Origin of the sequence: Pseudomonas sp. N2-3-1-14 (assembly GCF_041228395.1) — a bacterium.
GTDB lineage: Bacteria > Pseudomonadota > Gammaproteobacteria > Pseudomonadales > Pseudomonadaceae > Aquipseudomonas.
On sequence record NZ_CP166199.1, the window covers coordinates 5,093,901 to 5,118,789 of the forward strand.

The window sequence follows — 24,889 nt, forward strand, 5'->3', positions numbered from 1 at the left end:
ATCGCAGGCAAGCCAGCTCCCACATTTGAGCGCATTCCAATTCAAATAATTTGTAACCTCCTCAGCAGATAAGCTTCAGCATGACCGGCAAAACCCAATCCACCTCAAAAATCGCGCAGATCCTCTTCGGCCTGCTGGCCTACGTCAGCCTGGGCATTGGGTTGGTGGCGATTGTCATACCGGGTTTGCCCACCACTGAATTCATCCTGCTTGCCGCCTGGGCCGCGACCAAAAGTTCGCCGCGCCTGAGTGCCTGGCTGGAAAACCACCGGCTGTTCGGGCCGATCCTGTTCAATTGGCGCAACGGCAAGATCATCGCGCGCCGTGCCAAAGTCAGCGCCACCGTCAGCATGCTGCTGTGCGCCGGTTTGATGCTGGTGATGCTCGATCACGGCTGGCCGATCTACCTGGCGATCGCCGGCATGAGCCTGGGCAATCTGTGGATATGGTCACGCCCGGAACGGCTTGCAGCCCCCGTATAGCGCGGCGTGTAGTCTTTTTCCTACCGCTCATCGCCTTTCCCTCATGAAACATCTCGTTACGCCGATGTTCCGGACATAGCGCCGAATGGACTTGGCTCGCCCTGCTTGCAGGTCAACAAGTCCAATCGCGAGTGAACCTATGTTCGACACCCTCTCTATCCGCTTGAAAATCGTGCTGCTGTCCGGCCTCTGCCTGTTGGGGGTGATTGCACTGGTCGTCGGCGTCAACCTCTACGAAGCCGATCAGAACAACCGACTGGTCAGCGATTCAAGCTCGCGAATGCTCACCAACAGTGTGCAGAACCTATTACAAGCCAAGGCCGGCGAACAGGCGGTACAGCTGCAGAAAACCTTTGGCGAAAGCCTGGTGGTGATCACCGCACTGGCCGACCAGATCAAGGGCCTGCGCACCACCGCCGCCAAGCGCGGGCTGGAAGCGGGTGCCCTGCGTGAAGAACTCAACCAGAGCCTCAAGACCGCCTTTGAGCGCAACACCAAGGTGCTGGGAATCTGGCTGTCGTTCGAACCCAATGGCCTGGATGGCAAGGACAGCGAGTTTGTCAACGACAAGGCCCGCGTCTCGAATGAAAAAGGCCGTTTTTCGAGCTACTGGAGCCGCGCCGCCGGTGAAGGCCTGAACACGGTGATGGTCGAGGAAGACCTGACCAAGACCACCCTCAATCTCAGCGGTACGCCCTACAACATTTGGTACACCTGCCCACGGGACACGCGCACTGTTTGCCTGCTTGACCCGTACTCCGACGACGTGGCCGGCAAGCAGGTGCTGATGACCACCCTCTCGCTGCCGTTGATCGTCGACGGCAAGGTCATCGGCGTGGTCGGCGTGGACCTGGCCCTCAACACCCTGCAGGCGGTGACCGACGCAGCACAAAAAGAACTCTTCGACGGCGCCGCGCACCTGGAGATTCTCTCCAGCACCGGCTTGATCGCGGCCTACAGCGGCGAGCCGGCGCGGGTCGGCAAAAACCTGATCGACACCCTGGGCGCCGAGGGCAAAGAGATTGTGCAATTGCTGGCCAACGACACGCGCACGATCCGCGAGCAAGACGACACGATCCGCGCCGTGTACCCGGTCAAGCCGATTGCCGACGCCAAGTCCTGGGGCATCGTGATCAAACTGCCCAAGAACGTGATGCTGGCTGACACCTTGAAACTGCAAGGCGTCCTCGACAACGCCCAGGAAGCCGGCACGCTCAAGGCCTTGCTGGTCGGCGCCGCCGCCGCATTGCTGGGCCTGGTGCTGATCTGGCTGACCGCCACCGGCGTAACCCGCCCGATCAACACCGTGGCCGCAATGCTCAAGAACATCGCCAGCGGCGAAGGCGATCTTACCCAGCGCCTGACTTACGCTAAAAAAGATGAACTGGGCGAGCTGGCGAACTGGTTCAACCGCTTTCTCGACAAGCTGCAACCGACCATCGCGCAGATCAAACAAAGCATCACCGAAGCACGCGGCACGGCTGATCAGTCATCAGCCATCGCGCGCCAGACCAGCGAAGGCATGCAGGTGCAGTTCCGCGAAATCGACCAGGTTGCCACGGCGTCCAATGAAATGAGCGCCACCGCCCACGACGTGGCCAACAGCGCGTCCAACGCAGCCAGCGCGGCACGCGGCGCGGACCAGTCAGCGCGTGAGGGCATGTCGATCATTGAGCAGAGCACCCGCGACATCACCACCCTCGCCGAAGAAGTCAGCAAGGCAGTGAGCGAGGTCGAGGCCTTGGCGGTGAACAGCGAGCAGATCGGTTCGGTGCTGGAAGTGATCCGCAGCATTGCCGAGCAGACCAACCTGCTGGCCCTCAACGCCGCCATCGAAGCGGCGCGCGCCGGGGAAAGCGGGCGTGGGTTTGCGGTGGTGGCCGACGAAGTGCGCAACCTGGCCAAACGCACACAGGATTCGGTGGAAGAAATTCGCCTGGTGATCGAGCGCATCCAGAGCGGCACCCGTGGCGTGGTGGCAACCATGCATTCCAGCCAGCATCAGGCCCAGAGCAATGCCGGGCAGATCCATCAGGCCGTGCAGGCGCTAGGCAAGATCAGCGACGCGGTCACAGTCATCAGCGACATGAACCTGCAAATCGCCAGCGCCGCCGAGCAGCAGAGCGCCGTGGCCGAAGAGGTCAACCGCAATGTCTCGGCAATTCGCACCGTGACCGAAACCCTCACTGGCCAGGCCACCGAGTCGGCGGCCATCAGCAGTCAACTGAATGCCTTGGCCAGCCAGCAGATGAAGTTGATGGATCAGTTCAAGGTGTAACACCACTGCTGAAACCGATAGAGGTCTCTGTGGGAGCCGGGCTTGCCCGCGATGGCGGTGGGTCAGTCCATACCTTTATGGCTGACACACCGCTATCGCAGGCAAGCCAGCTCCCACAAAGAGCAGAACTGCAGAGGTTTAAAGGCCAGTCCAGGCCTGAACAAACGCCGCCACATCTTCCTTCGGCGCAACACGCGGCGGGTTCTGCGGCGTGCCCAGATAAAGGAAGCCAATCACTTCCTCATCCGCCGTCAGCCCCAGGCCTTTGGCGACGTGAGGCGAGTAAGACAATTCCCCGGTGCGCCACACGGCACCAATGCCCTGTGCATAAGCCGCCAGCAGAATACCGTGGGCCGCACACGCAGCCGCCAGCAGTTGCTCGGATTTTGGCACCTTGAAGTGTTCTTGCAGGCGGGCAATCACCACCACCACCAACGGCGCGCGCAGTGGGCCGTTCTGGGCTTTGTCGATGGCGGCTTGCGGCGCGTCGGCGTCCTGCAGGCGCGCCGCTTCGGCGAGCAGCGTGCCCATCTGCTCACGGGCCGCGCCTTCGACGGTGAGAAAACGCCATGGGCGCAACTGGCCGTGGTCCGGCGCACGCATGGCGGCGGCGAACAGCACATCGCGCTGCTCCTGGGTCGGTGCCGGTTCCAGCAAACGCGGCACGGAAACACGGTTGAGCAAAGCGTCGAGAGCCTGCATTGGCCACCTCCAGAGAAAAATGTGCGGCCATTCTAGCGGGAATGAATCGGATTCGACCAAACGATAATTGCTCTTATTCATTGAGCCCCGCCCTGTTAGACTTTGCGGCCTAATTTTGGCCATTGCTTCAGGAAACTTGATGTTCCGTTCGCTTTTTCGCCTGTCCGCAGCGTTGATGGCCTTGAGCCTGACCGCCTGCGATGACGCCCCACGTTTCACCAAAGCCGAACCTGGTGAAGCGCGAGCCGGCGGCGCGACGACGGTGAACAAGCGCGACCAGAACGCCTTTTCCCTGCCCTCGGCCAACCTGGCACCGACCCGTCGCCTGGACTTCAGCGTCGGCAACAGCTTCTTTCGCAGCCCGTGGGTGATCGCGCCGTCCACCACCACCGCGCGCGACGGCCTGGGCCCGCTGTTCAATACCAACGCCTGCCAGAACTGCCACATCAAGGACGGCCGGGGTCACCCACCGCTGCCCGACGCGCCCAATGCGGTGTCGATGCTGGTGCGTCTGTCGATTCCCGTGCCGATGACAGAGCCGGCGCCCTACGCCAAAATCATCGAGCAGCTCGGCGTAGTGCCCGAGCCGGTCTACGGCGGGCAATTGCAGGACATGGCCGTGCCGGGCGTGGCGCCGGAAGGCAAGGTGCGCGTGGATTACACAGCGGTCAACGTGACGTTCAAGGACGGCACCGTGGTCGAGCTGCGCAAGCCCGACCTGCACATCACCCAGCTCGGCTACGGCCCGATGCATCCGGATACACTTTTCTCGGCGCGCGTCGCCCCGCCCATGATCGGCCTGGGCTTGCTCGAAGCCATCAGCGACGCCGATGTGTTGCGCAACACCGACCCGAAAACGGCCGACAAAGAAGCCCTCGTCGGCCGCGCCAATTGGGTCTGGGATGACGCCCAGCAGAAAACCGTGCTCGGGCGCTTTGGCTGGAAAGCCGGGCAACCCAACCTCAATCAACAAAATGTTCACGCGTTTTCTGGTGATATGGGCCTCACCACGTCCCTGAGACCCTTTGATGACTGCACCGACGCCCAGGTCGCCTGCAAACAGGCCCCCAACGGCAATGGCCCCGATGGCGAGCCGGAAGTCAGCGATAACATCCTGCGCCTGGTGCTGTTCTACACCCGCAACCTCGCCGTGCCGGTGCGCCGTGGCGTCAACACGCCGCAGGTGCTGGCCGGGAAAAACCTGTTCTACCAGGCCGGTTGCCAGGGCTGTCACAAACCCACGTTCACCACGGCCGCAGCCGCCGCCGAACCCGAACTGGCCAACCAAGTGATTCGCCCCTACAGCGACCTGCTGTTGCACGACATGGGCGAAGGCCTTGCCGACAACCGCAGCGAATTCAAGGCCGGTGGCCGCGACTGGCGCACGCCGCCGTTGTGGGGCATTGGCCTGACACAGACCGTCAGTGGCCACACCCAGTTTTTGCATGATGGCCGCGCCCGCAATCTGCTCGAAGCCGTGCTGTGGCATGGCGGTGAAGCACACGCGGCGCAGCAGCATGTGCTGTCCTTTAATGCCGAGCAGCGTGCCGCGTTGCTGGCGTTCCTGAATTCTTTATAAGCTTTGCCGCACTTACAGAAGGGAGCTCGACATGTTTCGTCCCAAGTTGTTGTTCACAAGCCTGGCCGCCCTCGCCCTTGGCGCCTGCTCGCCGCAGGACCCGCAAGCGGTGACCTCGGCGGCCATCGCCAAGCAAGTGATCCTGCCGACCTACAGCCGTTGGGTTGAAGCCGACCGCCAACTGGCCGTCAGCGCCCTCGCCTACTGCCAGGGCAAAGAAAGCCTGGAGACCGCCCGCGCCGACTTCCTCCACGCGCAAAAAGCCTGGGCCGAGCTGCAACCGCTGCTGATCGGCCCGCTGGCCGAGGGCAACCGTTCGTGGCAAGTGCAGTTCTGGCCGGACAAGAAAAACCTGGTCGGCCGCCAAGTCGAACAACTGGTCACCGCCCAGCCGCAGATCGACGGCGCGGCCCTGGCCAAGTCCAGCGTGGTGGTACAAGGCCTGTCGGCCTACGAATACATCCTCTACGACGCCAAGACCGACGTCGCCGACGAAGCGCAGAAAGCCCGTTACTGCCCGCTGCTGGTCGCCATCGGCGAGCGCCAGAAAGCCTTGGCTGAAGAGATCCTGGCGAGCTGGAACAGCACCGACGGCATGCTCGCGCAGATGACCAAGTTCCCCAACCAGCGCTACGCCGATTCCCACGAAGCCATCGCTGACCTGCTGCGCGTGCAAGTCACTGCGCTGGACACGCTGAAGAAAAAACTCGGCACGCCGATGGGTCGCCAGACCAAGGGCATCCCGCAACCGTTCCAGGCCGATGCGTGGCGCAGCCAGTCGTCCCTGCAAAGCCTGGAAGCCAGCCTGGCTGCGGCCCAGACCGTGTGGGCTGGCGTCGACAACAAAGGCCTGCGTGGCTTGTTGCCGTCGGAGCAGAAGCCGTTGGCCGACAAGATCGACGCCGCCTACGCCGCGTCTTTGAAGCTGTTCGCCAGCAATCAGCGCACGCTCAATGAAATGTTGGCCGACGACGCCGGCCGCCAGCAGCTCAACGACATTTACGACAGCCTCAACGTGGTCCACCGCCTGCACGAAGGTGAGCTGGCCAAAGCGCTGGGCATCCAACTGGGCTTTAACGCCAACGATGGTGACTGATGATGCTCAGGCGACAGGCTTTGGCGGTGGGCAGCGTGCTGCTCAGCGCGCTCACGTTGGGCGGTTGGACGCTGTTCAAGCAGAAGGGCTCGAACAGCCCGCTGCTGCTGTCTGCACGGGATGATGCGGACGGCAAGCACTACGCCGTGGGTTATCACCTGGACGGCAAACAGGTGTTTGCCACCCAGGTTGGCCAGCGTTGCCACGACATCATCAACCACCCGACGCTGCCAATTGCACTGTTTGTGGCCCGTCGCCCGGGCACTGAGAGTTACCTGATCAACCTGCGTGATGGCGCGCTGCTGCAGACCATCACGTCGAATGCTAATCGCCATTTCTATGGGCATGCGGTGATCCACAAGAGCGGCGACTGGTTGTATGCCACCGAGAACGACACGTCCGACCCGGGCCGTGGGTTGCTGGGTGTGTATAAGTTCGAAGGCGAACGGCTGGTGCACAGCGGCGAGATGTCCACCCACGGTATCGGGCCGCACCAGGTCTCGTGGATGCCCGACGGAGAAACCCTGGTGGTGGCCAACGGCGGGATTCGCACCGAGGCGGAAAGCCGGGTTGAGATGAACCTCAATGCGATGGAACCGAGCCTGGTATTGATGCATCGCGATGGCCGGTTGATCAGCAAGGAAACCCTGGCCCAGCAGATGAACAGCGTGCGTCATATGGGGATTGCCGGCGACGGCACTATTCTCACGGGGCAGCAGTTCATGGGGCCGTCTCAGGAAAGGTCCGAGTTGCTAGCGATCAAGCGACCGGGGCAGCCGTTTGTGGCGTTCCCGGTGGCGGATGAGCAACTGCAGGCGATGGGGCATTACACCGCCAGCGTCGCAGTGCACAGTGAGTTACGCCTGGTCGCGCTGACGGCGCCACGGGGCAATCGCTTTTTTATCTGGGACATGGACAGCGGCGAACTGCGCCTGGATGGGCCTTTGCCCGACTGCGCCGGCGTGGGTGCGGTAGCGGACGGGTTTGTGGTGACTTCAGGCCAGGGACGCTGCCGCTTCTACGACTGCCGCCAAAAGCAGTTGGTGGCTAAGCCGTTGGAGCTGCCGTCCGGGTTTTGGGATAACCATCTGCACGTGATTTGAAATCGGCACCTGTCCGTGACTGCGTAACGGACAGGTGCCGGGCCCCAAATCAACAGCCAAAAAAAAGGCCTCGCATCGCAAGGCCTTTTTTGGGGGGTTGAATCTGTTCAACGCTGTATTCAGCTCTGCGGCCTCATGCCCTGAGACATCCCGAACATGAACAACAACAACTCATGATCAGGCTTGACCGCCACATTCGCCTTGGCGATGCGCGGTAACGGACATTGCCCGCCCCCGTGCACCGCACTGAGCACTTGTGTCCGAGGCAGCTCCCAGGCAGCCAGTGCCAGGGCTGAAATGCCCAACGCGCCGACCAGGAACAAACCTCGTGCTATTTCTAGCTTCATCTGGTTAAACCCTTGATAGCGCTGCCAAACGCCGTCTCGTAAAAGTAGCTGAGTTTTTTCCAGTCGGTATCGTTCCACGACGAATGGCGCCGCAGTTGCAGCATGTCATGGGACGCCGCCCGATAAGCGGTCAAACGCTGTCGGCATTTTTCAAAATCCAGCAACGCCACTTCTACTTTGGCCGAGTCGCCTTCGCCGGTTACGCGTACGAACACGTGCTTGATGTACAGGCAGCCATGCTGCCAGCGGCCTTTGTGCATACGTGCCAGGGTGCCCGCCAATTCTTTGAGCAAGCGCTCATGCACCGCCTCACCGTATTGCTCACGACCACCGGCGGCGTACCAGTTTTCGATTTCGTCAAAACCGTCGAGCGACGCAGTCACCAACAACGCTTTCCATTGATGTTCAGGGTCGCGACGTGCCTCGCAGAACACCAGCTCCGGCACGCGTACATTCAATGAACGCAACCCCTGAGGGCATCACGCTCACGCAGTACGGTCGGGCGCCCAAACGGGTGAAGCCAGCTGCGATAGATGTGACCGGTCTGGCGTTTGCTGTAAAGCAAGCGGCCGTTGGGGCTCATCACGCGTTGCACACCACTTTCACCGCCACGTCGACGATTGGGTTCTTCAACCCACTCGCCCTGCAGGCGCCAAAAAAAATCGAATCGTTCCTCGGGAGCTACATGACTGCCTACTACGCACTCAACTGCCATCCTGTTACCTCTTACGCAATACATATACTCGCCACATGGCGTAGAGCGGTATGAAGTCCAGGGATTCCTGAACACGGAAACCGGCCTGCTCAAACTCTGCCTCGACAGTAGCAGCCGGTAACACAAACCGGTTTTGGTAACCTTCTTGCTCACCTTTGTTGCGACGTTTCACTTCGGCGCGTTTGCGTTTCCAGGCCTTGAAATTGCCATCCACCCACAGCGAAATAATCACGCTGTCGCGGGTAACCCGCTGAAATTCTCGCAGTATTGTCATCCTGTGCGCCGGATCACCAATGTGGTGCAGCAAGCGCATGCAGAAAATACTGTCGACCGAGTTATCCGGTAAATCGATATCAAAGGCAGACGTCTGCAAGGGTCGTACCCGTTTCACCACGTCCGCTGGCTGAGCAACGGTCGCGACCTTGAGCATCGACGCTGAATTATCGGCCCCGATAATCACACGGTTGGGTTTCTCAGCCAACAGCGGCCAGAAGCGCCCGGCGCCGCACGGCAGGTCCAGCACCAGGCCAGGTTCGCCGGCCATGGCCAGCGCACCCCGCGCCAATTGCTCGTCGCGCTTGTGGGACAACCGGCGAGCCAGATTGTCCTGATGCTTGAGCAAATAATTTTGCGCGTGCTGATCGTCGTACTTTTCAGAAAAATCGAGCTTGATCGGGGTAGACATCAACGGATCTCCGGTAACTGATGCCTACAACCTTATGCAGCGAACTGTGATCAACAGGTCAACCCGTTGTGAAAAACTTGTCCTGTCCAATCTCATACATTTCAAGACTTTACAGACACAAGCAATAGCATGGGGCCATCTTCGCCGATTTACGGGGATGTCTGGCAGGATAACGGCAGGGGCAAGTGTCAGGGCTTGACCTGACTCAACTGCACGTGAAAACGACAGCCGTTGGGTTCCATCGTGCTGAGGCTGACCGTCCACCCCTGGTTCTCACAGATACGCTGCACCAGCGACAAACCCAGGCCAAGCCCTTCGCCGCGCTTTTCGCTGCCACGCACGAACGGCTCGAACATCGCCTCACGCTTGTCTTCGGGAATCCCCACACCGGTGTCCTCCACCACAAAACCGCTGGGTTCGAGGGTCAGGCGAATGAAGCCCTGCTCGGTGTAATGCAGGGCATTGCGCAACAGGTTGCCCATAACGGCGTGGAGAAAAGTAGTGTTGTAGCGCGCGTCCGAAGGGTTGCCTGGCTGGTAGATCAACGCCAGGCCTTTGCGCTCGATCGGCTCGCGCCAGATGCCGAGCAAATCGTCCGCCACCTGCGCCAGCGTGACCTGCGGCGACATGGCGGCTTCATCGTGTTCGGCACGGGCCAGCATCAGGAAGGTTTGCACCAGCTCGCGCATTTCTTCGCAGGCACGCGCGATGCGCTCAACCTGATTGCGGCCGCGCTGATCGATCGCCGGGTTTTCCAGCAGCAGTTCGCAGGAACTGGCCAGCACCATCAAAGGCGTGCGCAATTCATGGCTGACGTCACTGGTAAACAACTGCTCGCGTGATAACGCCTGACGCAAACGCCCCAGCGTGGCATCGAAGGCCACGGCCAGTTCGCCGACTTCATCCGCCGCATAATCGGGTGCCAGCGGTGGCGCCAGGCCCAGCAACTGGTCGCGATGACGCACCTGGCGAGCGAGCCGCACCACCGGCGCCATCACTTTGCGCGCCAACACCCAACCGAGGAACACCGCCAGCGCCAGGCTGAGCACGAAGCCCACCAGCACCACGGCAAATAAAACCCGCTCGCGCTCCTCGAAGTCGCTCTGGTCCTGCAGCAGCACATACCGACGTCCATCCACCACTTCGACCATGGCGTGGTAAGACAGCGCCTCGCGGAACACCTCATGAAAGCCGGGTTCCAGGTGCCGCAAATCCTTGGGCAGCTCGAAATCCCCGCGCCCGCCACTGAAATAGAACAGCTGATCGGGCTCCGGCCGGTGGCTCCAGTCCTCGACGCTGTCCATCAACAACAGCCGTTGCAGGTCGCCGCCCAAGCCCGCCGAAATCAGTTTTTCTTCTACCAGGTGCACGGTCGCAACGATGCCCATGGCGAACGCCCCCGCGACCAACGCACTCATCAAGGCAAAGGCGATAATGATCCGCTGGGCAAGGCTTTGCTTAAACTCCATCACGACCCTCGGCCAGGCGATAACCCACACCGTGCACGGTTTGCAGCAGCGGCTTGGCGAAGGGTTTATCGATCACTTGGCGCAATTGGTGGACGTGGCTGCGCAGGCTGTCGCTGTCCGGGCAGTCATCGCCCCACAAGGCTTCCTCGAGAATTTCGCGACGCAGCACATGCGGGCTTTTTTGCATCAACACCGCGAGCAACTTCAGGCCCACGGGGTTGAGTTTGAGCAGGCGCCCCTCGCGGGTCACTTCCAGGGTATCGAGGTCATAGTTCAAGTCGCCGACTTGCAGGGCGCGGCGGCCGCCACCCTGGGCACGGCGCAGAACGGCTTCAATGCGGGCGGCCAACTCCGACAGGGCGAACGGCTTGAGCAAGTAATCATCGGCGCCGGACTTGAAGCCCTGCAGCCGGTCATCCAACTGGTCGCGGGCGGTGAGCATGATCACCGGCGTGTCGCGACGGGCGTCTTCACGCAGGCGTTTGCACAACGTGTAGCCATCGATGCCAGGCAGCATGATGTCGAGCACGATCAAGTCGTAATGCTCGGTAGCGGCCAGGTGCAGGCCCGACAAACCGTCCTGCGCACAGTCCACGGTGTAGCCCTTTAGCCCCAGGTAATCGGCCAGGTTGGCCAGAATATCGCGGTTGTCTTCAACCAATAAAATTCGCATGGGCAGTGTCTCCGTACGCGGTAACGGCCGTGTTGGCTCGCGCAGCTTAAGGCCAAGTGTGGCTCAGGGATAGACCTCAGAGCCGTGTCGATAAAGGTTTTCAACCAATAAGATAAACCAACAAGTTTTTCACTATAGCTTCACAAACTGACTACAGTGTCAGGCCGAAGATCACCGCCCATCGATATAAGGAACATAGACATGGGGTTTCTCAAAACAGCGCCTATGCGCTTTCTGCTGCTCGTCACCGGCACCTGGCTGGTTATTTTCCTGATCACCCGCGGTGTGCTGCTCGTCACGCACCTGGACGAAGTCGGTGGCAACCTGCTGCCGGTGTTTGGCGTCGGCTTGCTCTACGACCTGGGCTTTCTCACCTACGCCGCCCTGCCGCTGGGCCTGTACTTGCTGCTGTGCCCCCCCGCACTGTGGCATCGCCGCGGCCATCGCTGGTTCCTGCAGGCCGTGCTGACAGTCAGCCTGTTCGCGATGCTGTTCACCTCGGTTGCGGAGTGGCTGTTCTGGGATGAGTTTGGCGTGCGCTTCAACTTTATCGCCGTCGATTACCTGGTGTACTCCAATGAGGTATTGAACAACCTGTTGGAGTCCTACCCGATCGGCAAGCTGCTCAGTTTGCTGGCGATGTTGGCGATTGTGTTGAGCCTGGCCCTGCGCAAGCCGTTCAACGCGGCGATGCGCGCGCCTCTGCCGCCCATGCGTGGCCGCCTGCTGAATGCCTTGGGCTTATTGATCGCCGCCGGGCTCAGCCTGCAATTGATCAGCCAGGACAGCCCACGCGCCCAGGGCGGTAACGCTTACAACAATGAATTGGCCAGCAATGGCCCGTATCAGTTTTTCGCCGCGTTCCGAAATAACGAGCTCGATTACACACAGTTCTACAAAAGCCTGCCTGACGACGTCGTCGCCAGGCAATTGCGCGCCGAGCTCAGTGAGCCCAATGCGCGCTTCGTCGGCACTGACCCGCTGGACATACGCAGGGCAATCACCAACCCCGGCACATTGCGCAAACCCAACATCGTGCTGGTGACCATCGAAAGCTTCAGCGCCAAGTACATGGGCAGCAACGGCGATGGGCGCAACCTCACGCCCAATCTGGACGCCTTGCGCAAACAAAGCCTGTACTTCAGTAACTTTTATGCCACCGGCACCCGTACAGACCGTGGCCTGGAGGCGATCACGCTGGCGATTCCCCCGACGCCAGGCCGTTCGATTGTCAAACGTATCGGGCGTGAAAGCGGTTTCGCCAGCCTCGGCCAACACCTCAGTGCCATCGGCTACGACAGCGTATTTGTCTACGGCGGGCGTGGTTACTTCGACAATATGAACGCGTTTTTCAGTGGCAACGGTTACCGGGTGGTGGACCAGAGCAGCGTGGCCGAATCAGAAATCTCGTTCAAAAACGCGTGGGGCATGGCCGACGAAGACCTCTACCGGCAAACCCTGAAGCTGGCCGACGCCGATTACGCCAAACAGCAACCCTTTTTGCTGCAACTGATGACAACCTCCAATCATCGCCCCTACACCTATCCGGAAGGGCGCATTGATATCAAGTCCGGCAATGGCCGTGACGGCGCGGTGAAATACACCGACCACGCCATCGGCGAGTTCCTCAATGCGGCACGCCAGAAACCCTGGTTCGATAACACAATCTTCGTGTTTGTCGCCGACCACACCGCCGGCAGCGCAGGCAAAGAAGACCTGCCTGTCGCCAACTACCAGATCCCGCTGTTCATCTATGCACCCAAGCTGATTGAAGCGCGTGAAACCGCACAACTGGCCAGCCAGATCGACCTGGCACCCACCTTGCTGGGCCTGATCAACCTGAGCTACGAGTCGACCTTCTTCGGCCGCAACCTGTTGCAGGACAATCCGCTGCCGCCGCGTGTCGTCATCGGCAATTACCAACACCTCGGGCTGTTTGACGGCAATGACCTGGCGATCCTCAGCCCGCGCCAGGGCCTGCGTCGCCATGACCAGGCGCTGGGTGAGAGCCAGGAGTTGCGTGTGGGCAGTGACGACCCGTTGATCCAGCGCGCAATCACCTACTACCAAGGCGCGAGCTACGGCTTCAAGCAACAATTGCTGAGCTGGAAGGCACCCAAGGAAGTCATCCCGCAGGTGAGCACACGCTGACCGGCGTGCCGGCGGCAAATACCGCGCATAAAAAACCCCGCCTGCATCACTGCAGGCGGGGTTTTTCAGGTGCCGGGTAAGGCTGGCTTACATCATGCCGCCCATGCCACCCATGCCGCCCATGTCTGGCATACCGCCGCCAGCCGAGCCTTCTTTCTTCGGTGCATCAGCGATCGCAGCTTCGGTGGTCAGGATCAGACCGCCGATGGAGGCCGCTGCCTGCAATGCCGAACGGGTCACCTTGGTAGGGTCCAGGATGCCCATTTCGATCATGTCGCCGTAGACGCCAGTTGCAGCGTTGTAACCGTAGTTACCTTTGCCGTTCTTGACTTCGTTGACCACAACGCTCGGCTCGTCGCCGGAGTTGGCAGCGATCTGACGCAGTGGCGCTTCAACGGCACGACGCAGTACAGCGATGCCCACGTTCTGGTCAGCGTTGTCGCCTTTAAGGTCAACCAAAGCTTCCAGAGCACGGATCAGCGCAACGCCACCGCCAGGTACCACGCCTTCTTCAACGGCTGCACGGGTTGCGTGCAGGGCGTCTTCAACGCGGGCTTTCTTCTCTTTCATTTCAACTTCGGAACCAGCGCCAACCTTGATCACTGCAACGCCGCCGGACAGCTTGGCCAGACGCTCTTGCAGTTTTTCACGGTCGTAGTCCGAGGAAGTTTCGGCAACCTGGGCACGGATCTGAGTGATGCGAGCCTGGATGTCCTGGTCTACGCCAGCACCGTCAACGATGATGGTGTTTTCCTTGGAGATGGTCACGCGCTTGGCGCTACCCAGGTTTTCCAGGGTGGCGCTTTCCAGGCTCAGGCCGATCTCTTCGGAGATGACGGTACCGCCAGTCAGAACAGCGATGTCCTGCAGCATGGCCTTGCGACGGTCGCCGAAGCCTGGAGCCTTGACGGCTGCGACTTTAACGATGCCACGCATGTTGTTCACGACCAGCGTCGCCAGGGCTTCGCCTTCAACGTCTTCGGAAACGATCAGCAGTGGGCGGCCGGCTTTGGCAACGGCTTCCAGCACTGGCAGCATTTCACGGATGTTGGAAATCTTTTTGTCGACCAGCAGGATCAGCGGGCTGTCCAGCTCGGCAACCATGGTTTCTGGCTTGTTGACGAAGTACGGGGACAGGTAGCCACGGTCGAACTGCATGCCTTCTACAACCGACAGTTCGTTTTCCAGGCCAGTGCCTTCTTCAACGGTGATCACGCCTTCTTTACCGACTTTTTCCATGGCTTCGGCAATGATGTCGCCGATGGAGCTGTCGGAGTTGGCGGAGATGGTACCGACCTGAGCGATAGCCTTGGTGTCAGCGCATGGCTTGGACAGGTTTTTCAGCTCAGCAACAACAGCGATGGTCGCCTTGTCGATGCCGCGCTTGAGGTCCATCGGGTTCATGCCGGCAGCGACGGCTTTGTAGCCTTCGTTGACGATAGCTTGAGCCAGAACGGTAGCGGTGGTGGTGCCGTCGCCTGCGTCATCGTTGGCACGGGAGGCAACGTCTTTGACCAGCTGCGCGCCCATGTTCTCGAAACGGTCTTCCAGTTCGATTTCTTTTGCTACCGAAACGCCGTCCTTGGTGATGGTCGGAGCGCCGAAGCTCTTCTCGATGATCACGTTACGGCCTTTAGGGCCCAGGGTCGCTTTTACTGCGTCAGCCAGGACGTTGACACCGGTGAGCATTTTTTTGCGGGCGGAATCGCCGAATTTAACTTCTTTAGCAGCCATGATCGATATTCCTTAAATTCTTTGGAGTAACGGAAAAATGAGCGGGAAAATCAGCCTTCCAGTACAGCGAGAATTTCGTTCTCAGCCATTACCAGCAGGTCTTCGCCGTCAACTTTCACAGTGTTGCTGCCGGAGTAAGGGCCGAAAACAACCTTGTCACCGACTTTAACGGCCAGCGCACGCACTTCACCGTTTTCCAGAGTCTTGCCTGGGCCTGCAGCGACGATCACACCGTGGTTGGCTTTTTCAGCAGCCGAACCTGGCAGAACGATACCGCCAGCGGTTTTCTTTTCTTCTTCGCTGCGACGGATAACGACGCGGTCGTGCAGAGGACGAAGCTTGCTCATTGTCGATCTCTCCTAATTGTGTTTTTCATCGGCCGGTATCGGTACCGGCGGGTTGTATTCCGGCTGTGCCGGTCGCGCCTCGCCAAGCAAGACGCGGAAGTCTGTCTGGTGTCGCCACCAGAAACCTTGCGGTGACCGTTACATAAGGGCGCATAAGCTTATTACAAGGGGCCGCGGCGGAAATTTTTTATGCTTGCCGACGCACAAAAGCAACACGGCACCCGAAGGTGCCGTGCCAATAAAGCGGTTATTTGCTGTCGCGGTGTTCGAATTCGCCTTCGATCACATCGCCCTCGCGTCCCAACGGCGGGCGCGGAGCCGGGCCACCACGGGGTTGCAGGTCATCGGCGAACGCACGCTGGCGAATCGCCGCTTCTTCGGCGCGCTGGCGCATCTTGCCAGCCAGCAGCTTGCGAGTGACCGGCAGCAACATCACCAGGCCGACCACGTCGCTGATAAAACCCGGCAGGATCAACAGGCCACCGGCCAGGGCCATCATCAGGCCTTCCAGCATGGTTTGAGCGGGCAGTTCGCCGCGGTTCAGGCTTTCACGCGCACGCAACGCTGTGGCCAAGCCGGCGACGCGCAGCACCAGAACGCCGAGCATCGAGCCGAGAATGATCAATAACAGTGCCGGGAAAAACCCGATTGCACTGCTGACTTGAACGAATACGAACAGCTCCAGCACCGGGAACAGCAGAAAGAGCAATAAAAAAGGGCGCATCAAATGGTTCCTCAACGCAAGAATGCCTTGCCAGTCCACCTTAGATGACGTCGCCATTTCGTGAATTCAAGCGTTGGCAGGCTCTTTTTTCGGCCAGACCTCAGCGTGAGCCAATGAAACCAGGGCTTCGCGTACTTGTGTCGGAGTGTTGCAAGGCGTCGCGAACGGCAACCAATGCAGCGACTGGCCAATGCGCAGGTGCATGCCTTCGCTGTCGATACCGGCCAATTGCGCGGGTTCAAAGGTCGGCAAGCCGGTCAGCGCGACGTAATGGGCAATGGCCTTGGTGTGGTCGGCGTTCATGTGCTCGACCATGCTGCGCTCGGCCTTGCCTGCAAACGGGTTGGCCAGTGTCAGGTGGTCAACCCAGTGGATCGCACCAAACCCGCCTATATAGCGGTGACGCACCGGCTTAAGTACCCAGAAGTCGAAATCGTGAGCCTTGTGGTAGTTGGCCGAATCGGGGAAGTAACGGTAATAACGCTCGGCAGCCGCTTCAATGGCAGCAGCGTCTTCCAGTTTCTCGGCTTCAGCCAGGTAGGTCAGGCGCCCCACTGCCTGCACGTCATCGGCCTCGCGCTCACCCACCAGCAGCGAGCACTTGGGGTCTTTCTGCAGGTTATGGGTGTGCTGGGCGATACGGCTGATCAGGATCAGCGGGCGACCCTGCTCGTCGAGGCAATACGGCACGACCGAGCCGAAGGGAAACCCGGGCATGGCTTTGGACAATGTGGAGAGAGCCCCACGGTATTCCTTGAGCAACAGCTCTCGGGCGTTCTTGGCAACGTGCGCGCTCAACGTATGACTCCTCGGGTATTCCGCCGCCCACAGCATATGGGAATGGATCTCAACACAAGGTAATCAATATCCGCGCAGGTTGCCAGAGTGCACTTACCAGGCTACACCGAACCCTGCGGTGTAACGGGTCTTGCTCAGGCTGCTTTGCGATTCGCCACTGATGATGTCGCGTTCAGCCTTGAGGTTGAGGGACGCCCATTCGGTGACCTTGTAACGCAGGCCCATTTGCGCATCGAGGGAGTAATCGGACGGCCCGGCAAGCGGCTTGCCCACTTCGCCGTTGGTGAAGAACTCCACGGTCTTGCCCACCAGGTAGCGGTTGTAGTTCCACTTCATGGCCAGCGAGTAGAAATTGGATTTGCCGCCGTCGGCATATTCGTAATCGGTGCGGTTAACCAGCGAACCGAGGGAGAACGCGCCCAGTTCATCGTCCCAGAACTGGTAGCCAGGGCCGGTACCGACCGTGCGCTGGCGGGACAAGTCTTCAACCTTGTCGCGCTTGTAGGTCAGGCGGCCTTGCCAAAACCAATGTTCGGTGATGAAACGGTCCAGGTCATATTCCAGCGCCCAGTTGTCGGTGGTGGTGACGTCGTCCTGAAACTCGCGGTTGTATTCGCCCTGCGCGGTATGGCGCCACTGGCCGTGACGGGCCGTGGTCTTGAAGTCCACGTCGTAGTCGTTGGTGTCTTTGTCGGCACGCTTGTAGTCCAGCGCCAGGTCGACATTGCCCTTCCACACCAGGTCTTCGATGACCGGCTTGGGCTTGAGGATTTGCTGGATGCTGGCCAGTTCTACGGTTTTGGGCGCCTCGCCATTGGCCAGCACCACCTTGCCGTCATCCGCAGCTTTCAGGGATTTGGCCTTCTCACCGCTGTACGCGTCCTGCTTGACCAGTAGCTCCTGGTCACTTTCCAGGGTTTTCACCTGCTTCCAATCCACCGGGATGGCCCCTGCGTAGCTGGTCTGAATCAGCAACTTGCCACCGTCGAAGACTTTGATCTTGCCGGTCAGGCGGTCACCGTTCTTTAACCACACGGTGTCAGCGAGCAGGGGCGTGGAGGCGCTGAAAACAGCGAGGCACAGCAGGGTTCTGGACAACATAAGCGTATTCGGGGCTCAGGGTTGGCGAAAAAGGGGCGCTATCGTGTTAGATAGCTACGACTGACTCAAGTATTTATATTGAGTTCAATTCTCAACACCATCATTACAGACGTTTCTTACAAAGACCCTGACGATGCCCACAGTGAATCAACCCGCCGATATTGCGCAAAGCCCAGCAGAAATGCGCCGTACGGCGTTGTACCTGACCTTGGCGCAGGTGCCCGAAGGCTGCGTGGTGAGTTACGGCGAATTGGCGCACCTGGCCGGGCTGGGCCGCGCGGCCCGCTGGGTCGGGCGCACGCTGAGCCAGTTGCCCGAGGACACCCGGTTGCCCTGGCACCGAGTGCTGGGTGCCGGTGGTCGGATAAGTCTGCCAGTGGGCAGTGCCTCAGGTGACGAGCAACGTGCGCGTTTACGCAGCGAAGGTGTCAGTATCCTGAACAATCGCGTTGATATTCAGCGTCATGGCTGGCGCCCGGTAGAGCACAGCGGTTAGAGTGCGCGCTTTGTTTCCGCAAATCTGAGGCAGACTCCAGCCCATGCCCCGTAAAACCTGGCGCGCCGCGCTCGCCGCCTATGCCAGCCCCTCGACGTTAGTGCTGTTGTTGCTCGGTTTCGCCGCCGGCTTGCCTTACATGTTGGTGTTCTCGACGCTTTCAGTGTGGTTGCGTGAGGCCGGTGTGGCCCGCGAGACCATCGGTTATGCGAGCCTGATCGGCTTGGCCTATGCCTTCAAATGGGTCTGGTCACCGCTGCTCGACCAATGGCGCTTGCCGCTGCTCGGCAAACTCGGACGACGTCGCTCCTGGCTGGTGCTGGCCCAGACGCTGGTGATCCTCGGGTTGATCGGCATGGGTTTTTGCGACCCGCAGAAGCACTTGTCGTGGCTGATTGCGATTGCTGTGATCGTCGCCTTCGCCTCGGCCACCCAAGACATCGCGGTAGACGCCTATCGCCTGGAAATCGCCGACGACAGCCGCCAGGCTGCCCTCGCCGCCAGTTACATGTCCGGTTATCGCATCGCAGCCCTGCTGGCCACCGCCGGTGCACTGTTCTTTGCCGAAGGCTTCGGCTCGACCGGTTTCAACTATAAGCACTCGGCGTGGACCGGCACTTACGTGCTGTTCGGCCTGCTGATGATTCCGGCGCTGCTGACCACTTTGTTCATGCGCGAACCCAATGTGCCACTGCGCACGCAGTTGCAGGCCGGCCGCTACAGCTTCGTGCATCAGCTGGTCTCGGTGTTTGTACTGATCGTGTTGCTGGTGTCCGTCCCGGCGATGTTCACCCAGCTCTACAACACCGATTTTGCCAGCGTCCTGTTCCACGGCGTCAGCCTGTGGGAACTGTTGATGGAAGACCGCGCCTTCCTGCGCGCCATCCTCTATATCATCCTGACCACGCTGTGCCTGTCGACCATGGGCCGACGCGGCCTGGCACCGGTGCTGACGCCGGTCAACGACTTTATCCTGCGCTACCGCTGGCAAGCCTTGCTGCTGCTCGGGCTGATCGCCACCTATCGCATGTCGGACACGGTGATGGGCGTGATGGCCAACGTGTTCTACATCGACCAGGGCTTCACCAAGGACCAGATTGCAGGAGTGAGCAAGATTTTCGGCCTGATCATGACCCTGCTCGGCGCCGGCATGGGCGGCTTGCTGATCGTGCGCTTCGGAATCCTGCCGATCCTGTTTATCGGCGGCGTGGCCTCGGCCGGCACCAACCTGTTGTTCGTGATGCTTGCGGACATGGGCCCCGACCTGCAGATGCTGATCTTCACCATCTCGCTGGACAACTTCAGTTCCGGCCTTGCCACCTCGGCGTTTGTCGCCTACCTGTCGAGCCTGACCAACCTCAAGTTCTCCGCCACCCAATACGCGTTGCTCAGCTCGATCATGCTGTTGCTGCCGCGCCTGATTGGCGGTTATTCAGGGGTGATGGTGGAGAAGTTCGGCTATCACAACTTCTTCCTGATCACCTGCCTGTTGGGCGTACCGACGCTGTTCCTGATTGCCCTGCACTGGTTTCAGGAAAATCGACGGATTCGGTTGAGCCCGCCCACCGAAGAATGACTCACCCCGGTCAATGTGGGAGCTGGCTTGCCTGCGATAGCATCAGCGCGACGTAACTGATACACCGCGTCGCAGGCAAGCCAGCTCTACACAAGCCCGGTCGCCACAGCAACACCCCGCGACCTCATGCCTGTACTCCGGCAGCAACCGCCCGTACAATCCCAAGTCATTTCAAGTCCAAGCAACCGACAACGGCCTACCATGCGTACCAGTCAATATTTGCTCGCCACACAGAAAGAAACGCCTTCCGACGCGGTTGTGATCAGCCATCAGCTGATGCTGCGCGCCGGCATGATCCGCAAACTGGCCTCGGGCCTGTACACCTGGCTGCCCATGGGCTTGAAGGTGATGCGCAAGGTCGAAGCCATCGTTCGTGAAGAAATGAACGCCGCCGGCTCTCTGGAAGTGTTGATGCCGAGCACGCAACCGGCTGAGTTGTGGCAGGAATCCGGGCGCTGGGAAGAGTACGGCCCTGAATTGCTGCGCTTCAAGGACCGTCATGGCCGCGATTTCTGCGCCGGCCCGACCCATGAAGAAGTGATCACCGACCTGATGCGCAACGAGCTGAGCAGCTACAAGCAGCTGCCGCTGAACCTGTATCAGATCCAGACCAAATTCCGTGATGAAATCCGCCCACGCTTCGGTTTGATGCGCGGCCGTGAATTCATCATGAAGGACGCCTACTCCTTCCACGCCGACCAGGCCTCCTTGCAGGTCACCTACGACCGCATGCACCAGGCCTACTGCAACGTGTTCACGCGCCTGGGCCTGAAATTCCGCCCGGTTGAAGCGGACAACGGCTCCATCGGCGGCGCCGGCTCCCACGAGTTCCACGTACTGGCCGAGTCCGGCGAAGACGATATCGTCTTCAGCAACGGTTCCGACTACGCGGCGAACATCGAGAAAGCCGAAGCCGTGCCACGGGAAACGTCCCGCCCGGCGCCAAGCGAAGAGCTGCGCCTGGTGGACACCCCAGAGACCAAGACCATCGCGGCGCTGGTGGAAAAATTCAATCTGCCGATTGAAAAGACCATCAAGACCCTGATCGTGCGCGCCGAAGAAGAAGGCAAGCTGATCGCCCTGGTCATCCGTGGCGACCACGAGCTCAACGAAATCAAGGCTGCCCAGCAACCTGGCGTGGCCAGCCCGCTGGTCATGGCCACCGATGCCGAACTGCGCGACGCGATTGGCGCCGGTGCCGGTTCGCTCGGCCCGCTGAACCTGCCGCTGCCGATCATCATCGACCGCTCGGTCGAGCTGATGAGCGACTTCGGCATTGGCGCCAACATCGACGACAAGCACTACTTCGGCGTGAACTGGGAGCGTGACCTGCCAGTTCCAACCGTGGCCGACCTGCGTAACGTAGTCGCCGGCGACCCAAGCCCGGATGGCAAGGGCACCCTGGAAATCAAACGCGGCATCGAAGTCGGGCACATCTTCCAGTTGGGCAACAAGTACAGCAAGGCGATGAAGTGCGAAGTGCTGGGCGAGAACGGCAAGCCGATCACCCTCGACATGGGCTGCTACGGCATTGGTGTTTCCCGTGTGGTGGCAGCTGCCATCGAACAGAACAACGACGAGAAAGGCATCATCTGGAGTGACGCCCTGGCCCCATTCCAGGTGGCCCTGGTACCGCTGCGCTACGAAACCGAGCAAGTACGCGAAGCCACCGACAAACTGTATGCCGAACTGACGGCCGCCGGTTTTGAAGTGCTGCTGGATGACCGCGACAAGAAAACCAGCCCGGGCATCAAGTTTGCTGACATGGAACTGATTGGCATCCCGCACCGGATCGTGGTCAGTGACCGCGGCCTGGCCGATGGCAATCTGGAATACAAGAGCCGGACCGAAGCCGAAGCCCAACCGTTGCCGGTGGCTGACGTGCTGTCTTTCCTCCAGGCGCGTATTCGTCGCTGAAAACCAGATCAAGAGAAGTCATGTTCAAGCGAAACACCAGAGCCCTGGGGGGCGCCGCCTTGTGCGGCGCCCTGCTGGTCAGCGGCTGCGCCAACCAGATGTCGCAACGCAGTGAGCACGAGGAGCGGGTCGAGCGCAAATTGCTCGACCACAGCCTGCAGATCGATGTAGGTGAACCCAAAGTGCTGGAACTGCCGCAACGCCGGGTTCGCATTCACGAGCAAAAGACCTTTGAGGTCACTGAATTCGAAGTCACCCGCCGTTACGATCGCTACACCCCCTACCAACCCTGGCGCAAACTCTACGAGATGCCCTTGGGCGCGGTCGCCCTGGTGGCTGGCGCGGGGGCCAACGTGGCGAACATCTTCGCCCTCGGCAACCTGCCGACCAGCATGACGCGCGACTGGCTGAGCTACGGCGTGGACGGCATCAACCCGTTCATGAACGTGCAATCCCACGGCCGTGCGCAACAGAACCTGGCCGGGATCGATGAAGTCCAGCGTGACAAGCGCACGGAGTATTCGAGCCTGCCCTGGAGCGAGCGCCCGGTACAGGTCACCGCCGGCAAGCAGACCCACGAGCTGAGCACCGACCGCGACGGCGTACTGCGCCTGAACCTGTTGGACAGCCCGTTTGCCGAGCAGGACCTGAACCGCGTCACCACCTTGAAGATCAGCGTGGAAGATGGCCAGGACGACGTGCACTCAGACTCCACCCTGGCGATCAGCAACACCCTGCGCGGCAAGTTGCTGGAAGCCCATGGCCTGATCTACGACGACCTGGAAGACGACGAAGTCAACCAGTGGGTGCACCGGGTCAAGCGCCTGTCGGAGTTGGGCCTTGAGGAAGAAGCCAGTGAGCTGGAACAAAGCCTGATCGAACTGACCCGCAATGATCCCGAGTTGCAGCAGGAGTTTGTGCAGGCACTGACCAAGGATGCGGGGCGGTTGGTGGCGGACCCTGGGGCACGCTAGGACCTCAGGGCAGGTAAAGATCTAAATGTGGGAGCGGGCTTGCTCGCGAAAGCGGTGTATCAGTGATGAATGTATCGACTGACACGGCGCCTTCGCGAGCAAGCCCGCTCCCACATTTGGCTCCCGGTTTTTACCAGGGAAACTGCAGCTGTTCGTTACCGCTGCTCAGATCCAGCAACCGCACCCCAATCCCCAATAACCGCACCGGTTTGCCGCCGCGATTGAACGCCTGGGTCAACAGCTGTTGATAACTCTCCAGATCCCGCCCTGCCCCTGCTTGCTCCAGGGTGGTTTGGGTGAAGTCATGAAACTTCACTTTGACGAACGGCTTGCCCGCGCGATAGCTGCTGTCGATGCGCGCCATGCGCCCGGCCAGGGTTTCCATCAGCTCGGGCAGTTTCGCCAGGCAACTTGAGAGATCCGGCAAGTCCACGTCGTAGGTATTTTCCACACTGATGGATTGCCGACGGCTGTCGTTCTGCACCACGCGGTCATCAATCCCACGAGCCAGGCTCCAGAGCCGCTCGCCGAAACTGCCGAATTCACGCACCAGCGCCAGCTTGTTCCACTCACGCAATTGCAGACAGTCTGCAATCCCCAGGCGCGCCAGCTTATCGGCCGTCACCTTGCCAACGCCGTGCAACTTGTTCACCAGCAACTGGGAGACGAAGTCTTCGACCTGATCCGGGGTGATCACAAACAGGCCGTTGGGTTTTTTCCAGTCGCTGGCGATCTTGGCCAGAAACTTGTTCGGCGCAACGCCGGCGGACACTGTGATGTGCAGCTGGTTGGAGACCCGGCGACGAATGTCTTGAGCGATGCGCGTGGCACTGCCGCCAAAGTGCGGGCTGTCAGAGACGTCCAGGTAGGCTTCGTCCAGCGACAGCGGCTCGATCAGGTCGGTGTAATCGCGGAAGATCGTCTGGATTTCCTTCGACGCTTCCTTATAGGCATCCATGCGCGGCTTGACGATGGTCAGGTCCGGGCACAGCTTCAAGGCGTGGCGCGATGACATGGCCGAACGCACCCCGTAAGCCCGCGCCTCATAGTTACAGGTGGCGATCACCCCTCTTCTATCGGCCGAGCCGCCGACCGCGAGGGGCTTTTGTGCCAGGCTCGGATCGTCGCGCATCTCGATGGCGGCGTAGAAGCAATCACAGTCGACGTGGATGATTTTGCGCTGCGTCATATAAACAGAGGGTGTAATCCAACGGGCGGCCAGTATCGCATTCACCCCTGTATATAGCACCAGTAGTTTGAATCTTCCGCTTCAGCGGTAGGAAATTTCACTGATGAATTTATTTTCTCAATCGAAATTCGCCTGCCAATAGAGCTGAAACCCTCGGCCACACTGGCCTCGCGCCCTTCCAAGGCTTGCCTTGGAGAGCTAACCGATTGAACCACAAGCGCTTTTCTTCGATTCACAGGTTGACACACTCGCGTTCCTCTGTAGAATGCCGACACACAGACGCGGGATGGAGCAGTCTGGTAGCTCGTCGGGCTCATAACCCGAAGGTCGTCGGTTCAAATCCGGCTCCCGCAACCAAACATCAAAAAAGGCTACTCGAAAGAGTGGCCTTTTTTGTGCGTGCTTGTTTTGCATGTGTACGCAAATTGTAAGACAGAAAAATCTTTGTCCGTCGCGCACTTACCGCACGTGGTCGGGGTGAAAGACGCTAATTCACACTAATTTGACCCATCGACCCATTAACGGTTGACACCTCGGCGTTGGGCTGTAGAATGCCGCCCACAGACGCGGGATGGAGCAGTCTGGTAGCTCGTCGGGCTCATAACCCGAAGGTCGTCGGTTCAAATCCGGCTCCCGCAACCAAACATCAAAAAAGGCTACTCGAAAGAGTGGCCTTTTTTGTATCTGACGAAAAAGTTCTTCTGAAACAATGGCATGGCATCTTTCATGAAACCGTACACGGTTTGTAGAGTC

Annotated in this window: 21 protein-coding genes, 2 tRNA genes and 2 pseudogenes; 13 read left to right on the forward strand and 12 right to left on the reverse strand. The window is 59.9% G+C overall.

From position 1 onward, the window contains the following. Positions 1-80: 80 nt before the first annotated feature. The 3 genes and pseudogenes from AB5I78_RS23580 to AB5I78_RS23590 all read left to right on the forward strand — a co-directional run bounded on the left by AB5I78_RS23580 (position 81) and on the right by AB5I78_RS23590 (position 2,760). On the forward strand, positions 81-482 hold the full coding sequence (locus tag AB5I78_RS23580) for a YbaN family protein (RefSeq protein WP_145165428.1): 402 nt from the start codon (positions 81-83) through the stop codon (positions 480-482). Positions 483-1,635: 1,153 nt separating this feature from the next. Continuing rightward, positions 1,636-1,902 (forward strand): annotated as a pseudogene (locus AB5I78_RS23585) (HAMP domain-containing protein); the annotation flags it as partial. 102 nt (positions 1,903-2,004) lie between these two features. Continuing rightward, complete coding sequence (locus AB5I78_RS23590; RefSeq protein WP_370004810.1) at positions 2,005-2,760, forward strand: methyl-accepting chemotaxis protein; 756 nt, start codon at positions 2,005-2,007, stop codon at positions 2,758-2,760. Positions 2,761-2,898: 138 nt separating this feature from the next. Here the strand turns inward: AB5I78_RS23590 and AB5I78_RS23595 are convergent, their stop codons facing one another. Further along, complete coding sequence (locus AB5I78_RS23595) at positions 2,899-3,462, reverse strand: NAD(P)H nitroreductase (protein WP_145165432.1); 564 nt, start codon at positions 3,460-3,462, stop codon at positions 2,899-2,901. Between the two features lie 139 nt (positions 3,463-3,601). Here AB5I78_RS23595 and AB5I78_RS23600 point away from each other — a divergent pair, with 139 nt between their 5' ends. From AB5I78_RS23600 to AB5I78_RS23610, 3 genes are read left to right on the forward strand one after another with little or no spacing between them, the layout of a single operon-like run. Continuing rightward, on the forward strand, positions 3,602-5,041 hold the full coding sequence (locus tag AB5I78_RS23600) for a di-heme oxidoredictase family protein (protein WP_262209826.1): 1,440 nt from the start codon (positions 3,602-3,604) through the stop codon (positions 5,039-5,041). Positions 5,042-5,072: 31 nt separating this feature from the next. After that, entirely contained in the window at positions 5,073-6,137 is a 1,065-nt protein-coding gene (locus AB5I78_RS23605) for an imelysin family protein (RefSeq protein ID WP_145165436.1), read from the forward strand. Between the two features lie 2 nt (positions 6,138-6,139). Then, positions 6,140-7,240: a DUF1513 domain-containing protein gene (locus tag AB5I78_RS23610; protein ID WP_262209971.1), complete on the forward strand. Its 1,101-nt coding sequence runs from the start codon at positions 6,140-6,142 to the stop codon at positions 7,238-7,240. Between the two features lie 119 nt (positions 7,241-7,359). Here AB5I78_RS23610 and AB5I78_RS23615 read toward each other — a convergent pair whose 3' ends face one another. From AB5I78_RS23615 to colR, 5 genes and pseudogenes are all read right to left on the reverse strand, one after another. Then, positions 7,360-7,587 carry a hypothetical protein gene (locus AB5I78_RS23615; protein ID WP_369302109.1) on the reverse strand — a complete coding sequence of 76 codons (228 nt, stop codon included), beginning with the start codon at positions 7,585-7,587 and terminating at the stop codon, positions 7,360-7,362. Beyond that, positions 7,584-8,302, reverse strand: a pseudogene (locus tag AB5I78_RS23620) (lipopolysaccharide kinase InaA family protein). The gene AB5I78_RS23615 and the pseudogene AB5I78_RS23620 overlap by 4 nt, the downstream one beginning before the upstream one ends. 4 nt (positions 8,303-8,306) lie before the next feature. After that, positions 8,307-8,987 carry a class I SAM-dependent methyltransferase gene (locus AB5I78_RS23625; protein ID WP_145165440.1) on the reverse strand — a complete coding sequence of 227 codons (681 nt, stop codon included), beginning with the start codon at positions 8,985-8,987 and terminating at the stop codon, positions 8,307-8,309. A gap of 188 nt (positions 8,988-9,175) precedes the next feature. Continuing rightward, the gene (locus AB5I78_RS23630) at positions 9,176-10,456 is read right to left on the reverse strand and encodes a HAMP domain-containing sensor histidine kinase (RefSeq protein ID WP_145165442.1); all 1,281 of its coding nucleotides are present in this window, start codon (positions 10,454-10,456) and stop codon (positions 9,176-9,178) included. Further along, positions 10,446-11,129: a two-component system response regulator ColR gene (gene colR, locus AB5I78_RS23635; RefSeq protein ID WP_003208587.1), complete on the reverse strand. Its 684-nt coding sequence runs from the start codon at positions 11,127-11,129 to the stop codon at positions 10,446-10,448. The genes AB5I78_RS23630 and colR overlap by 11 nt, the downstream gene beginning before the upstream one ends. 201 nt (positions 11,130-11,330) lie before the next feature. On the opposite strand from colR, the gene AB5I78_RS23640 reads away from it, so the two are divergent. Continuing rightward, positions 11,331-13,280 carry an LTA synthase family protein gene (locus AB5I78_RS23640; protein WP_369302110.1) on the forward strand — a complete coding sequence of 650 codons (1,950 nt, stop codon included), beginning with the start codon at positions 11,331-11,333 and terminating at the stop codon, positions 13,278-13,280. An 87-nt stretch (positions 13,281-13,367) separates the two neighbouring features. On the opposite strand, the gene groL is transcribed toward AB5I78_RS23640, so the two are convergent. The 5 genes from groL to AB5I78_RS23665 all read right to left on the reverse strand — a co-directional run bounded on the left by groL (position 13,368) and on the right by AB5I78_RS23665 (position 17,984). After that, entirely contained in the window at positions 13,368-15,014 is a 1,647-nt protein-coding gene (gene groL / locus AB5I78_RS23645) for a chaperonin GroEL (protein WP_106578329.1), read from the reverse strand. A 50-nt stretch (positions 15,015-15,064) separates the two neighbouring features. After that, positions 15,065-15,361, reverse strand: a complete 297-nt coding sequence (gene groES, locus AB5I78_RS23650) for a co-chaperone GroES (protein WP_017846112.1) — start codon at positions 15,359-15,361, stop codon at positions 15,065-15,067. A 247-nt stretch (positions 15,362-15,608) separates the two neighbouring features. Continuing rightward, the gene (locus tag AB5I78_RS23655; protein ID WP_145165446.1) at positions 15,609-16,085 is read right to left on the reverse strand and encodes an FxsA family protein; all 477 of its coding nucleotides are present in this window, start codon (positions 16,083-16,085) and stop codon (positions 15,609-15,611) included. Positions 16,086-16,151: 66 nt separating this feature from the next. Further along, positions 16,152-16,883: a HugZ family protein gene (locus tag AB5I78_RS23660; protein WP_369302111.1), complete on the reverse strand. Its 732-nt coding sequence runs from the start codon at positions 16,881-16,883 to the stop codon at positions 16,152-16,154. A gap of 93 nt (positions 16,884-16,976) precedes the next feature. Beyond that, the gene (locus AB5I78_RS23665) at positions 16,977-17,984 is read right to left on the reverse strand and encodes a DUF481 domain-containing protein (protein ID WP_145165448.1); all 1,008 of its coding nucleotides are present in this window, start codon (positions 17,982-17,984) and stop codon (positions 16,977-16,979) included. A gap of 133 nt (positions 17,985-18,117) precedes the next feature. Between AB5I78_RS23665 and AB5I78_RS23670 the strand changes: the two genes are divergently transcribed. The 4 genes from AB5I78_RS23670 (at position 18,118) to AB5I78_RS23685 (ending at position 22,947) form a co-directional block, all read left to right on the forward strand. Beyond that, positions 18,118-18,480, forward strand: a complete 363-nt coding sequence (locus AB5I78_RS23670; RefSeq protein ID WP_145165450.1) for an MGMT family protein — start codon at positions 18,118-18,120, stop codon at positions 18,478-18,480. 43 nt (positions 18,481-18,523) lie between these two features. Continuing rightward, positions 18,524-20,056 (forward strand): AmpG family muropeptide MFS transporter, encoded by a 1,533-nt coding sequence (locus AB5I78_RS23675; RefSeq protein WP_242199923.1) that lies wholly within the window; start codon positions 18,524-18,526, stop codon positions 20,054-20,056. A 201-nt stretch (positions 20,057-20,257) separates the two neighbouring features. Further along, the gene (locus tag AB5I78_RS23680) at positions 20,258-21,973 is read left to right on the forward strand and encodes a proline--tRNA ligase (protein ID WP_106578324.1); all 1,716 of its coding nucleotides are present in this window, start codon (positions 20,258-20,260) and stop codon (positions 21,971-21,973) included. 20 nt (positions 21,974-21,993) lie between these two features. Beyond that, the gene (locus AB5I78_RS23685; RefSeq protein ID WP_369302112.1) at positions 21,994-22,947 is read left to right on the forward strand and encodes a hypothetical protein; all 954 of its coding nucleotides are present in this window, start codon (positions 21,994-21,996) and stop codon (positions 22,945-22,947) included. A gap of 130 nt (positions 22,948-23,077) precedes the next feature. On the opposite strand, the gene dinB is transcribed toward AB5I78_RS23685, so the two are convergent. Then, positions 23,078-24,136, reverse strand: a complete 1,059-nt coding sequence (dinB, locus tag AB5I78_RS23690; RefSeq protein WP_369302115.1) for a DNA polymerase IV — start codon at positions 24,134-24,136, stop codon at positions 23,078-23,080. Positions 24,137-24,416: 280 nt separating this feature from the next. Between dinB and AB5I78_RS23695 the strand changes: the two genes are divergently transcribed. Next, positions 24,417-24,493, forward strand: a tRNA-Met gene (locus tag AB5I78_RS23695). 208 nt (positions 24,494-24,701) lie between these two features. Beyond that, a tRNA-Met gene (locus tag AB5I78_RS23700) sits at positions 24,702-24,778 on the forward strand. The last annotated feature ends 111 nt before the right edge of the window (positions 24,779-24,889 follow it).

Excerpts from the sequence above, each read along its gene's own strand:
- AB5I78_RS23610 (WP_262209971.1), top strand. The coding sequence starts at position 6,140 with ATGCTCAGGCGACAGGCTTTGGCGGTGGGCAGCGTGCTGCTCAGCGCG.
- AB5I78_RS23655 (WP_145165446.1), bottom strand. The coding sequence starts at position 16,085 with ATGCGCCCTTTTTTATTGCTCTTTCTGCTGTTCCCGGTGCTGGAGCTG.
- groL (WP_106578329.1), bottom strand. The coding sequence starts at position 15,014 with ATGGCTGCTAAAGAAGTTAAATTCGGCGATTCCGCCCGCAAAAAAATG.
- AB5I78_RS23590 (WP_370004810.1), top strand. The coding sequence starts at position 2,005 with ATGCAGGTGCAGTTCCGCGAAATCGACCAGGTTGCCACGGCGTCCAAT.
- AB5I78_RS23640 (WP_369302110.1), top strand. The coding sequence starts at position 11,331 with ATGGGGTTTCTCAAAACAGCGCCTATGCGCTTTCTGCTGCTCGTCACC.
- AB5I78_RS23605 (WP_145165436.1), top strand. The coding sequence starts at position 5,073 with ATGTTTCGTCCCAAGTTGTTGTTCACAAGCCTGGCCGCCCTCGCCCTT.
- dinB (WP_369302115.1), bottom strand. The coding sequence starts at position 24,136 with ATGACGCAGCGCAAAATCATCCACGTCGACTGTGATTGCTTCTACGCC.
- AB5I78_RS23685 (WP_369302112.1), top strand. The coding sequence starts at position 21,994 with ATGTTCAAGCGAAACACCAGAGCCCTGGGGGGCGCCGCCTTGTGCGGC.
- colR (WP_003208587.1), bottom strand. The coding sequence starts at position 11,129 with ATGCGAATTTTATTGGTTGAAGACAACCGCGATATTCTGGCCAACCTG.
- AB5I78_RS23580 (WP_145165428.1), top strand. The coding sequence starts at position 81 with ATGACCGGCAAAACCCAATCCACCTCAAAAATCGCGCAGATCCTCTTC.
- AB5I78_RS23675 (WP_242199923.1), top strand. The coding sequence starts at position 18,524 with ATGCCCCGTAAAACCTGGCGCGCCGCGCTCGCCGCCTATGCCAGCCCC.
- AB5I78_RS23595 (WP_145165432.1), bottom strand. The coding sequence starts at position 3,462 with ATGCAGGCTCTCGACGCTTTGCTCAACCGTGTTTCCGTGCCGCGTTTG.
- AB5I78_RS23670 (WP_145165450.1), top strand. The coding sequence starts at position 18,118 with ATGCCCACAGTGAATCAACCCGCCGATATTGCGCAAAGCCCAGCAGAA.
- AB5I78_RS23625 (WP_145165440.1), bottom strand. The coding sequence starts at position 8,987 with ATGTCTACCCCGATCAAGCTCGATTTTTCTGAAAAGTACGACGATCAG.
- AB5I78_RS23665 (WP_145165448.1), bottom strand. The coding sequence starts at position 17,984 with ATGTTGTCCAGAACCCTGCTGTGCCTCGCTGTTTTCAGCGCCTCCACG.
- AB5I78_RS23615 (WP_369302109.1), bottom strand. The coding sequence starts at position 7,587 with ATGAAGCTAGAAATAGCACGAGGTTTGTTCCTGGTCGGCGCGTTGGGC.
- AB5I78_RS23630 (WP_145165442.1), bottom strand. The coding sequence starts at position 10,456 with ATGGAGTTTAAGCAAAGCCTTGCCCAGCGGATCATTATCGCCTTTGCC.
- AB5I78_RS23680 (WP_106578324.1), top strand. The coding sequence starts at position 20,258 with ATGCGTACCAGTCAATATTTGCTCGCCACACAGAAAGAAACGCCTTCC.
- groES (WP_017846112.1), bottom strand. The coding sequence starts at position 15,361 with ATGAGCAAGCTTCGTCCTCTGCACGACCGCGTCGTTATCCGTCGCAGC.
- AB5I78_RS23600 (WP_262209826.1), top strand. The coding sequence starts at position 3,602 with ATGTTCCGTTCGCTTTTTCGCCTGTCCGCAGCGTTGATGGCCTTGAGC.